At 44.9% G+C, this 9,656-nt stretch carries 17 protein-coding genes; 10 read left to right on the forward strand and 7 right to left on the reverse strand.

Features of this window, described 5'->3' with window-relative positions:
- Window positions 1-28: 28 nt before the first annotated feature.
- Both ICN43_RS02725 and ICN43_RS02730 read right to left on the reverse strand, forming a co-directional pair.
- Window positions 29-487, reverse strand: a complete 459-nt coding sequence (locus ICN43_RS02725; RefSeq protein ID WP_216197078.1) for a biopolymer transporter ExbD — start codon at window positions 485-487, stop codon at window positions 29-31.
- Window positions 484-1,125: a MotA/TolQ/ExbB proton channel family protein gene (locus ICN43_RS02730; RefSeq protein ID WP_216197079.1), complete on the reverse strand. Its 642-nt coding sequence runs from the start codon at window positions 1,123-1,125 to the stop codon at window positions 484-486. Before ICN43_RS02730 ends, ICN43_RS02725 begins: the two co-directional genes overlap by 4 nt.
- A gap of 314 nt (window positions 1,126-1,439) precedes the next feature.
- Between ICN43_RS02730 and xseA the strand changes: the two genes are divergently transcribed.
- Window positions 1,440-2,651 (forward strand): exodeoxyribonuclease VII large subunit, encoded by a 1,212-nt coding sequence (gene xseA / locus ICN43_RS02735; RefSeq protein WP_216197080.1) that lies wholly within the window; start codon window positions 1,440-1,442, stop codon window positions 2,649-2,651.
- Between the two features lie 9 nt (window positions 2,652-2,660).
- Here the strand turns inward: xseA and ICN43_RS02740 are convergent, their stop codons facing one another.
- Genes ICN43_RS02740 through murB form a run of 3 tightly spaced genes read right to left on the reverse strand, consistent with a single transcriptional unit; the run spans window position 2,661 to window position 4,241 of the window.
- Complete coding sequence (locus tag ICN43_RS02740) at window positions 2,661-3,074, reverse strand: type II toxin-antitoxin system HigA family antitoxin (RefSeq protein WP_216197081.1); 414 nt, start codon at window positions 3,072-3,074, stop codon at window positions 2,661-2,663.
- On the reverse strand, window positions 3,071-3,160 hold the full coding sequence (locus tag ICN43_RS11245; RefSeq protein ID WP_370623192.1) for a type II toxin-antitoxin system HigB family toxin: 90 nt from the start codon (window positions 3,158-3,160) through the stop codon (window positions 3,071-3,073). The genes ICN43_RS02740 and ICN43_RS11245 overlap by 4 nt, the downstream gene beginning before the upstream one ends.
- A gap of 34 nt (window positions 3,161-3,194) precedes the next feature.
- Window positions 3,195-4,241 carry a UDP-N-acetylmuramate dehydrogenase gene (gene murB / locus ICN43_RS02750; protein ID WP_216197083.1) on the reverse strand — a complete coding sequence of 349 codons (1,047 nt, stop codon included), beginning with the start codon at window positions 4,239-4,241 and terminating at the stop codon, window positions 3,195-3,197.
- Between the two features lie 79 nt (window positions 4,242-4,320).
- Here murB and ICN43_RS02755 point away from each other — a divergent pair, with 79 nt between their 5' ends.
- The 6 genes from ICN43_RS02755 (at window position 4,321) to ICN43_RS02780 (ending at window position 6,939) form a co-directional block, all read left to right on the forward strand.
- The gene (locus tag ICN43_RS02755; protein WP_216197084.1) at window positions 4,321-4,806 is read left to right on the forward strand and encodes a YajQ family cyclic di-GMP-binding protein; all 486 of its coding nucleotides are present in this window, start codon (window positions 4,321-4,323) and stop codon (window positions 4,804-4,806) included.
- A 109-nt stretch (window positions 4,807-4,915) separates the two neighbouring features.
- A complete protein-coding gene (locus ICN43_RS02760; RefSeq protein ID WP_216197085.1) occupies window positions 4,916-5,125 on the forward strand; it encodes a ParD-like family protein in 210 nt (69 codons plus the stop codon).
- Window positions 5,125-5,403, forward strand: a complete 279-nt coding sequence (locus tag ICN43_RS02765; protein WP_216197086.1) for a type II toxin-antitoxin system RelE/ParE family toxin — start codon at window positions 5,125-5,127, stop codon at window positions 5,401-5,403. Before ICN43_RS02760 ends, ICN43_RS02765 begins: the two co-directional genes overlap by 1 nt.
- On the forward strand, window positions 5,393-6,322 hold the full coding sequence (xerD, locus tag ICN43_RS02770) for a site-specific tyrosine recombinase XerD (RefSeq protein WP_216197087.1): 930 nt from the start codon (window positions 5,393-5,395) through the stop codon (window positions 6,320-6,322). Before ICN43_RS02765 ends, xerD begins: the two co-directional genes overlap by 11 nt.
- A 39-nt stretch (window positions 6,323-6,361) precedes the next feature.
- Entirely contained in the window at window positions 6,362-6,616 is a 255-nt protein-coding gene (locus ICN43_RS02775; protein WP_216197088.1) for a type II toxin-antitoxin system HicA family toxin, read from the forward strand.
- On the forward strand, window positions 6,613-6,939 hold the full coding sequence (locus tag ICN43_RS02780; RefSeq protein WP_216197089.1) for a type II toxin-antitoxin system HicB family antitoxin: 327 nt from the start codon (window positions 6,613-6,615) through the stop codon (window positions 6,937-6,939). Before ICN43_RS02775 ends, ICN43_RS02780 begins: the two co-directional genes overlap by 4 nt.
- A 60-nt stretch (window positions 6,940-6,999) precedes the next feature.
- Here ICN43_RS02780 and vapC read toward each other — a convergent pair whose 3' ends face one another.
- Both vapC and vapB read right to left on the reverse strand, forming a co-directional pair.
- Window positions 7,000-7,404, reverse strand: coding sequence for a tRNA(fMet)-specific endonuclease VapC (gene vapC / locus ICN43_RS02785; protein ID WP_216197090.1), 405 nt, complete (start codon window positions 7,402-7,404; stop codon window positions 7,000-7,002).
- Window positions 7,404-7,643 carry a type II toxin-antitoxin system VapB family antitoxin gene (vapB, locus tag ICN43_RS02790; protein ID WP_216859723.1) on the reverse strand — a complete coding sequence of 80 codons (240 nt, stop codon included), beginning with the start codon at window positions 7,641-7,643 and terminating at the stop codon, window positions 7,404-7,406. Before vapB ends, vapC begins: the two co-directional genes overlap by 1 nt.
- Before the next feature lie 94 nt (window positions 7,644-7,737).
- On the opposite strand from vapB, the gene plsY reads away from it, so the two are divergent.
- Genes plsY through ICN43_RS02805 form a run of 3 tightly spaced genes read left to right on the forward strand, consistent with a single transcriptional unit; the run spans window position 7,738 to window position 9,580 of the window.
- A complete protein-coding gene (gene plsY / locus ICN43_RS02795) occupies window positions 7,738-8,403 on the forward strand; it encodes a glycerol-3-phosphate 1-O-acyltransferase PlsY (RefSeq protein ID WP_216197091.1) in 666 nt (221 codons plus the stop codon).
- On the forward strand, window positions 8,400-8,771 hold the full coding sequence (locus ICN43_RS02800; RefSeq protein WP_216197092.1) for an MAPEG family protein: 372 nt from the start codon (window positions 8,400-8,402) through the stop codon (window positions 8,769-8,771). The genes plsY and ICN43_RS02800 overlap by 4 nt, the downstream gene beginning before the upstream one ends.
- Before the next feature lie 29 nt (window positions 8,772-8,800).
- Window positions 8,801-9,580, forward strand: coding sequence for a GTP cyclohydrolase I (locus tag ICN43_RS02805; RefSeq protein WP_216197093.1), 780 nt, complete (start codon window positions 8,801-8,803; stop codon window positions 9,578-9,580).
- Window positions 9,581-9,656: the final 76 nt, after the last annotated feature.

The following is a 9,656-nucleotide window of genomic DNA, read 5'->3' on the forward strand; positions in this document are numbered from 1 at the left end:
TTTTTGTGGATGCGTGTTTGCCTATGACTTACTTTTTCGTCTGGCTACTAAATACGATATTCGATAAATTGGCATCACGTGCCGCTTCAAGTGCGCTCATGACCGCTTGGTGTGGCGCTCTAGCATCGGCATCAATATTAATTTGTACGCCAGTGTCTTTATTCGCACTATTTTGATTGAGCAAGTTCAGTGTATTACTAAGCTGATTGCGATCAGTCACTTTGCCATTAACGGCAAAGCGTCCATCACGGCTTACTGCGATGTGAATTTGTTTTACTTCTGCTTGGCTCGCTGCGCCATTGGCGGTGGGTAGTGTGATTGCCAGCTCTTGATAGCGGGTAAAGGTCGTGGAGATCATTAAGAAAATCAATACGACTAGCAGCACATCAATAAAGGGAATGAGATTGATCTCAGGCTCAACTGGAGATGAGTGCACCCCCAGTGAAAATTGCCTGCGCTGCCTAAGCTGATTATTTAGCCAACTCATTTGCTATTTACGGAGTTCGGATAGAGTTTTTTAAATAATTGACGGGTAAATTCTTCGCACTCATGCTGGCGTTGATTGGCCATGGCACGTAGACCACGCCATGCAGCTAAAGCAGGAATCGCAATCAGTAATCCAAAGGCAGTGTTATACAAAGCAACTGAGATTCCATGGGCAAGTTGCTGTGGGCTGCCTGCGCCACCGTTAATAGCACCCTGACTGCCAAAGATTTCAATCATGCCAACAACAGTGCCAAAGAGCCCAAGCAAGGGGGCAACAGTTGCTATCGTGGCTAGAGCCCCCAAGTAGCGATCTAGCTTTAACCAAGTCGATTGAGCGCTGGCTTGTAGCTCTTCAAGTGCGGAATCAGCAGTGCTACCTGCAATTTTTTCGCGAAGGATGCACGCAAAGAGGGGGGCTACTGGAGAAAATTGGCTAATAGCGCTAATTTCTGCCTCAGAAACCGCTTTTTGCTCAGAAATGGCATTTGCCGCTCCAAACACCTTTTCAAGGCTGTCCTTAGGAAATAGGTGAATTTGGCGCAAATACCAGGCCCGCTCAATCAGAATGGCAAGTCCAATAATAGAGATGATGAGAAGGGGCCAAATGGGCCAGCCGGCAGACAGTAAGATTGAATACATATGCTCAGTACTTTAGCTGAATTAATAATTGAGTTTCTGAAAATGAGCCTGTGGATAACTCTGTGCAAAACTTTTTAGAAAATGCTTTGTAAGTCCTTGATTGATGGTGAGACCTATTCATTTTGGATGAATTCTCTCAAAATGGATTGCAATAATTTGTGTTATAAATCAATTAGATAGGAATTACCTGTTGGTTTTATGAGACGTACTGGGTCAGTAATTACTTACTTGAAGGGCTTAGACCTAGAGCGAATAGGCTTCTGTGGATATTTATTGACCGCCAGACCTGATGCGTGCGTATAAAAAGAGAAAAAATGTCGGAAATATCAAGAGAAATCCTCACTGTTGGCGACCTAAACCGCGCCATTGCGAGCTCCCTGGAGGAGCGCTTCGATACCGTTTGGGTTAGCGGGGAGATTTCCAATTTCAAGGCTTATGACAGTGGGCACTGGTACTTCTCATTAAAGGATGAAGAAGGTCAGATCCGCTGCGTGATGTTCCGTGGTCGTAATGGCCAAGTTGGATTTATGCCGCAATCCGGGGATTTGGTGGAGCTTGCTGCCAATCTGGGGTTTTATATACCCCGTGGTGATATTCAGCTAACGGTACAAAGTATGCGCCGTGCCGGCATGGGTGGTCTTTATGAGGCCTTTCTCAAGTTAAAAGCCAAGCTAACAAAAGAAGGTCTCTTTGATTCGGATCGTAAGCATGAGATCCCAAGCCATCCTAGAGCGATTGGCATCATTACATCACCTCAAGCTGCAGCTTTGAAAGATGTGCTTAGTACCCTTGCGAGAAGAGCGCCGCATATTCCGATTGTGCTTTACCCAACACTAGTGCAGGGACCCGAAGCTCCTGCTGGAATCATCGCCGCTCTCAAAGCCGCTGAAAAAGAAAATGCAGTCGATGTCATTTTGCTGGTTCGGGGCGGAGGAAGTATTGAGGATCTTTGGGCGTTCAATGACGAGCAGTTGGCATACGCTATCTCACAATCGCCAATCCCCATTGTGAGTGGTGTTGGTCATGAGACGGATGTGACGATTGCAGACTTTGTTGCTGACTTGCGTGCACCCACTCCTACTGGAGCAGCAGAGTTGGCTGCGCCACGTCGCGATCAAATGCTGCAAGAGTTAGATGCCATCATGCAAGCACTCTTACAAAGAGTGAATCAACGAATTGAGCGTGAAGCACAAACCTTAGATCAATTGGCGCTGAGATTAAGTCATGCCTTACCCAATCCTGATCGCATGCGCGAGCAAATAAATAGTTGGCATCAAAGACTCAATCAGGCTTGGACTGTCAGAATGGAAAACTGGAGGCGCAATCAAGGACATTACCAATCGCAGCTAGAAATGCTCAACCCGCAAAGAACGCTAGAGCGTGGCTATGCAGTGATTTTGAGTAAAGAAGCTGGGGCAATGCAAGCCGTGCGCAACCCCAATGAGCTCAATACTAAAGACGCTTTCCAGGTGCGCTTGGCAGAAGGTCAGGTGGAGGTGGAGTTTTCTAAACTTGAGATTGATTAATTACTCTACTTAATAAGCGCGTTCAAAAAATACTCCAGCTGGAATCTTGAAGCGTTTTGCTAAAGAATTAATTTGTCGCACATTAAGCTGCCGCGTTCCAGAAAGAATTTGAGAAACAACGCTTTGATTACCTACTTCAGGTAAATCAGATTGCTTAAGCTTATGTTCTTCCATTAAAAAAGATAGCAAGGCTTGAGGTTGTACATCTGGAACATCGTAATGCTCCAAGTCATAGGCTCGTATTAATTCGCTAGCAATCTCCAGCAAGTCTAATAGAGGGTGCTTCTTTGAGCCGCCAATAACATCGGTCAACATGTCTGCAAACCCAACCATTTTTTGGTATTGCTTTTCAGAGTGAATGGGGCTGAGATCAACGGTTTTTGATAACGCTTCCCAAGCTTTTTGTAGGTCATTTAAGTTCATTTTTTCCACCCATCTTTGTCATAGTCTTTGTGGGTCAACACAGCCTTGATATAGCAGAGCTGTCTTTCAAACTGCAGAAATACCACTAGACGGTACAAGATATTTCTCTAAATCAACAGTTTAGAGAATATTGGGCTCAATCTCCAGTTCAACACCAAATACATTTAGTACTTTGTCTTGAATAGATTGGGCCAGAGCCAAAATATCTTTGGCTGTGCCACCGCCATGATTGACTAGTACTAAGGCTTGTTTTTGATAGACCCCGACAGGCCCTACAGTTTTACCTTTGAACCCACACTGATCAATTAGCCAGCCGGCAGCAAGCTTACGCATACCTTCACGGTCTGGATAAGAAACAATTTCTGGAAACTGTTCTCGTAGCGCTTCAAACTTGGTATTAGCCACTACCGGGTTTTGGAAAAAGCTTCCTGCATTACCAATGACTTTGGGGTCTGGTAATTTATGCGTCCGAATGGCGCAGACGGCTTTGAAGATATCCTGAGCGCTGACATTTTGTTTATCTTTACTATCGATAAATTGTTTTGCTAGATCGGCATAGTGAATACGTGGCACCCAAGTTTTAGGGATTTTAAAAACGACCTTTGTCACGATATATTGTTGGGGATGTTGCTTAAAGTAGCTATCGCGATAGGCAAAGCGGCATGCTTCTTTGGGCAGGGTGACAAAGGCATGAGTTCCAGTATCGAAAGCTTCAATGCTATCGATATAGTCAGCAATTTCTACGCCATAAGCTCCAATGTTTTGTATGGGTGCTGCGCCTACCGTACCTGGAATAAGTGCTAAGTTTTCTAGGCCAGGCAGATTTTGTTCCAATGTCCATGCTACGAATTCATGCCAATTAATCCCTGCACCAACGGCAATAAAGGTATTCCCCTCATCGGAGCCGAGGATTTCCTGCCCAGGGATATTCATCAGCAGAGTTACTCCAGGTAGAGCGCTTGGGAGGATGACGTTGCTACCCCCGCCCAGAACTCGCCAAGATAAGTTTTGTCTCTGAATATCTGCAACTACAGTGGGGAGTTGTTCTGCGGCAGTAATCTCATAAGCGAGCTCTGCATAAGCCTCAAAGCCAAAGGTATTGCGGTGCTTAAGCCCCATATTGGACGTCAATTTTGGCAAGAGAGGCGCATTTTGTGCGGAGTTCATGCCACAATCTTATTCGCAATCGCATTTGCCAAGGCAAAGTGCCCAACCAAATTACCAAGATATGACCTAAGGAGTAGATATGCCAACATTTGACGTAGTTTGCGAACCAGACATGATTGAGTTGAAAAACGCAGTCGAGCAATCCAACAAAGAGATTACCAATCGCTTTGACTTCAAAGGCTCTGATAGCCGTGTAGAGCAAAAAGATGAGACTCTCATTCTATTTGGCGATGATGATTTCAAATTAGGCCAAGTGCGCGATGTCTTAATTAGCAAGATGGCAAAGCGCAACGTAGACGTGCGTTATCTCAAGGATGACAAAACTGAAACGATTGGTGGCGATAAGCGTAAGCAAACCATGAAAATTCAGAAGGGCATTACTTCTGAGCTCTCTAAGAAAGTAGTCCGCATCATTAAAGATAGCAAGATTAAAGTGCAGGCCAGTATCCAAGGTGACGCAGTGCGCGTGACTGGCGCTAAGCGTGATGACTTACAAGAAACCATGGCTTTGCTCAAGAAAGAAGTTACTGAGGCTCCTTTGGGCTTTAACAACTTCCGCGACTAACTCATTCTCAGTGTGGGTGGGTATTGGCTCAATACCCATCTATATAACCCTAAAAAGTTCCATTATGGAACCTAATGGATTATAATGGACCAATTCTGAGGAGGTGAGTATGTCTATAAACGTGAAGTTATCTGAAAATTTAGTGGAGCAGGCCAAGGCCTATGGGCAGATTGAGCATCGTTCAGTGCCCAAGCAGATCGAGTACTGGTCTCAGATCGGTAAAGTTGCTCAGGAAAATCCAGACCTACCATTTTCAATGATCCGTAAGATTTTGATTGCGGATCAAGAGCCGATTGTTGGTGAGTACGTTTTTAGTTAATGCGTTTACTCCTTACCGCCTCGTTTGTTAGGGCAATCAAAAAATTACACCCACTACAAAAAACCGACTTAGATAATGCGCTTAGGGTCCTTAGCTCAGACCCCTCTATTGGCGAAGCTAAGGTTGGAGATTTTTTTGGGGTGCGAGTTTTTAAGTTTCGACTTTCTCAGCAGCAATGTTTGCTTGCGTATCGGATCTTAGATGAAGAGAGTGTGAAGCTCCTGACCTTTGGTCCGCATGAGAATTTCTATCGCGACTTAAAGCGCCATGAAGACTGAAATAGACACAACCCCATCGATTTCACCAGCAAGCCAAGAAGCCATCGAGCGCTTCTGTGATGCTTGTTGGTTGGAAGATGGTTTGGCAAAAAATAGTTTGTCTGCTTATCGCCGAGATCTATTGCTCTTAGCTCAGTGGCTTCAAAAAGATTCTGGAATCGATCTCTACGGTGTTACTGAAAAAGATTTGACTGCCTATATCGCGCATCGTCGCGCTGATAAGGCCACTACTGCCAATCGTAGGCTGACGGTATTTAAGCGTTTTTACCGTCACGCTTTACGAATCAATTTAGTCAAGAGCGATCCTTGCATTGGCTTACGTGCTGCTAAACAAGCTTTACGTTTTCCTAAGACCCTGAGTGAAGATCATGTCACTGCGTTGCTGAATGCCCCAGATGTAGAGACATCACTAGGTTTGCGCGATCGCACCATGCTGGAATTAATGTATGCCAGCGGCTTGCGGGTTTCAGAAATCGTTTCTTTAAAGACGGTGGCACTTGGCTTAAACGAGGGCGTTGTCAGAATCGTGAACGGTAAAGGTGGCAAAGAACGTCTAGTGCCATTTGGTGGGGAAGCGGGGGAGTGGTTGCGACGTTATTTGACGGAGGGTAGAACACCACTACTTGAGGGTAAGACTACGGATGCTGTGTTCGTCGGGCGCCACACTGGCACAGGTCTCACTCGTCAGGCCTTTTGGGCGCTGATTAAGCGATATGCCACGATTGCCAACATTCCGGTTGCATTATCGCCACACACTTTGCGCCATGCTTTTGCCACCCATTTGCTCAACCACGGGGCAGATTTAAGGGTAGTGCAACTGCTTTTGGGCCATGCTGACATCTCTACAACCCAGATCTACACCCACGTGGCTAGAGAGCGTCTGAAGTCGATTCATCAGCAGCATCATCCTAGGGGCTAAGCTTGCTAAATGGTATCATTTTATGATATCATTTAATCTATGAATAGCAAACACCAAAAAACCTTACAAGCCGTGTTTGCCAAACCCACTTCAGCAACAATAGAGTGGAGAAGGATTGAATTATTGTTACTGGCAGTCGGCAGTCAATGCGTCGAGGGTGAGGGTTCTAGGGTAAGTTTTTTAATGAATAATCATCGATTGGATTTACATAGGCCCCATCCCGGCAAAGAAGCAAAGAGGTATCAGGTAAAAGATGTTCAAAGTTTTTTGGTTCTAATAGGAGTTAAGCCATGAACAAACCGCTAAGTTATAAAAATTATTCCGCCAATATTGAATTTGATGGTGATGACCGTATTTTTGTTGGCCACTTGACTGGCATTACTGACATCGTCTCGTTTCATGGAGAGTCTGTTTCAGAGTTAATTAATGCATTCGAATTGGCTGTGGATGGTTACATCGCAATGTCTGCGGCACATGGTGTGAAGCCACAAAAACCATATTCTGGGAAGTTGATGTTGCGCATTACACCGGAAATTCATGCAAAAGTGGCAAGAGTTGCGCAGGCGTCTGGAAAAAGTATTAATGCTTGGGTCTCTGATGTGCTGCAGGCGGCATGAGCTATAGCCGGAGATCATTAATTCCTCTACATCCCAGTAAAGGTTGGCTTTTTCGGAAAGTTAAGAGTCTATCCAATTCTCTAGAGCAAGGTTTGAGACTCTTTGAAATTCGCGCACATTATTCGTCACTAAGATAAGCCCTTGGCTGATTGCATGAGCTGCAATATGAATATCATTTTCACCAATGATTTCACCCCTCTTCTCTAATGACGCTTTAATTTGTCCATAGTGTTGTGATGCCTTCGCGTCGTAAGGAAGTACCTCAAGATGACTAATGAATTCTTCAATCGCCTCTAAATTTTTATCTATATTTGCGCTTTTCTCAGCTCCATAGATTAATTCTGAGAGTGTGATGCTTGAAATCGCCATTCGACTAGCGTTAGTGTTGAAAATTTTCAACACTTCAATGGGTCTGCGTTTGAGTACGTAAATGACAATATTTGTATCAAGTAAATACTTGAGCATTACAGACTTTCTCGCTCAACAGGTTTTTGTTCCCCCCGCTCATTCATAAAGTCGTCGGATACGACCGGGCCGCTTAGGAAAAAGTTATCCCAAGTATTTTCAAGGGGGCTAATGATTCGCTCGCGACCGCGAATGCGCACAATGACCTTTTTTACTTCATCAGGCAAACGGGCTTCTGCAGGCAGTCTGACTGCCTGGGTTCTATTGTTGGTGAACACAGTTGTAATCGAAATTGCCATAGTGTCTCCTCATGTATATAGCAATAGTATATAGCAAAGACTTCATCCTGACCAGTTAGAAACCTTTGTTCGGGGAAGTGTTTAAGATAGGGTCATGAATTTAACCTTAGATCTTTTGCTCATACCGGCCGCCTACTTGATTGGTTCAATCTCATTTGCGGTAGTGGTCAGTAAGTGCATGCGTTTACCTGACCCCCATTCCTATGGATCAGGTAACCCAGGCGCCACTAATGTTCTGCGAACAGGTAACAAGCTGGCAGCCGTTCTCACATTGATTGGCGATGCGCTGAAGGGGTATTTGGCGGTCATGCTCGGACGAATTTTGCTAGGTGATACATCTTTAACGTCAACGCTCAATTCTTGGTTGTTGTGCGGGGTTGTAGTTGCTGTTTTCTTGGGCCACTTGTTTCCCGTGTTTCATGGCTTTAAAGGTGGCAAAGGCGTTGCTACTGCTTGCGGAATTTTGTTCGGCATTAATTGGATCTTGGGTGCAGCTACTTTGGCAACCTGGATCATCGTGGCGATGTTCATGCGGTACTCCTCTTTAGCTGCTTTAGCAGCCGCAGTATTTGGCCCAATCTATTTTGTTTTCTTGTTTGGTTTGCAACCGATGGCTATTGCACTCTTGGTGGTGTGCTTATTATTAATTTGGCGTCATCGCACTAACATCACCAATCTCATGAATGGCACTGAGTCTCGTATTGGCTCAAAGAAAAAAGCCAAACCTGCAGATACTTTAAATTCACAAGGCCAGTTATGACCATTGCCTATTGGTGTGTTTTGTTCATGGGATTATTTCCGATCGTAGCGGCTGGCATTGCTAAAAAAGGATTTGAGGGTTATGACAATGGTATGCCACGTGAGTGGCTTGCCAAACAGACGGGCTTTCGGGCGCGAGCGAATGCTGCGCAAGCCAACCTCTTTGAATCCCTCCCTTTCTTTTTTGCGGCAGTGATCATTGCCACTATTGCAAATGCGCCACAAGAGCGTATCGATCTTTTGGCTCTTGGCTTTGTGGCTGCCCGAATTGCTTACCTGGTTTGCTACGTAGCTAACTGGCCGACTACTCGATCTATCGTGTGGCTTGCTGGCTTAGCTTGTGTCGTAGCCATTTTCTTCCAAATTTAGTTTATAAAAAATTCAACGAACCCATATTTATGCCTACTAAGAAAATTCCTACTAAGACAGCTAGCAAAGCCCCTAGCAAAAAATCGACCAGTGTCACGCCGGCAAAGAAAGCTGCCCCTAAAAAGAGTGATAGCGGAACACCTTTATCAGTAGTGATTCGTCGGCGTATTTTGGCGCAAAAGGCACGCTTTCATGCCAATGACAATATCGCTCAATTTATTCAGCCCGGTGAGCTAGAGGGCTTGGTGGATGAGGTTGCGGAAAAGATGCAGGCGGTATTAGAGAGTTTGGTGATTGATACCGAGAGTGATCACAACACTAAAAATACGAGTCAACGTGTAGCCAAGATGTTTGTTAAAGAAGTTTTCAACGGGCGCTATGTTGAGCAGCCTACGCTAACGAAATTTCCGAATGTAAGTCGCCTTAATGAGTTGATGATTATTGGCCCCATCACTGTGCGCAGTGCCTGCTCTCATCATCTTTGCCCGATCATGGGCCGTATTTGGATTGGCGTGCTACCAAGTAAAGAGTCTGCTTTGATTGGTCTGTCAAAGTACTCACGTCTTACTGAGTGGGTCATGTGTCGTCCGCAGATTCAAGAAGAGGCTGTGGTTGAGTTGGCAGACATGCTCGAGAAAAAAATTAAGCCAGTTGGTGTTGCCATCGTGATGGATGCCGATCATTTCTGCATGCAATGGCGCGGGGTAAAAGATCGTGACTCGAAGATGGTCAATAGCGTGATGCGTGGCGCCTTTCTCAAAGACTCCAATTTGCGCAGAGAATTTTTATCCTTACTGGATAAGAGATAAATATCAGAATGTGTGTTTCAACTCTCGGAATCAATAGATATTTTAGATATTTATTTAGGATTACTCTTGGATGTAT

Source organism: Polynucleobacter sp. UK-Mo-2m-Kol15 (assembly GCF_018881505.1).
Lineage (GTDB): Bacteria > Pseudomonadota > Gammaproteobacteria > Burkholderiales > Burkholderiaceae > Polynucleobacter.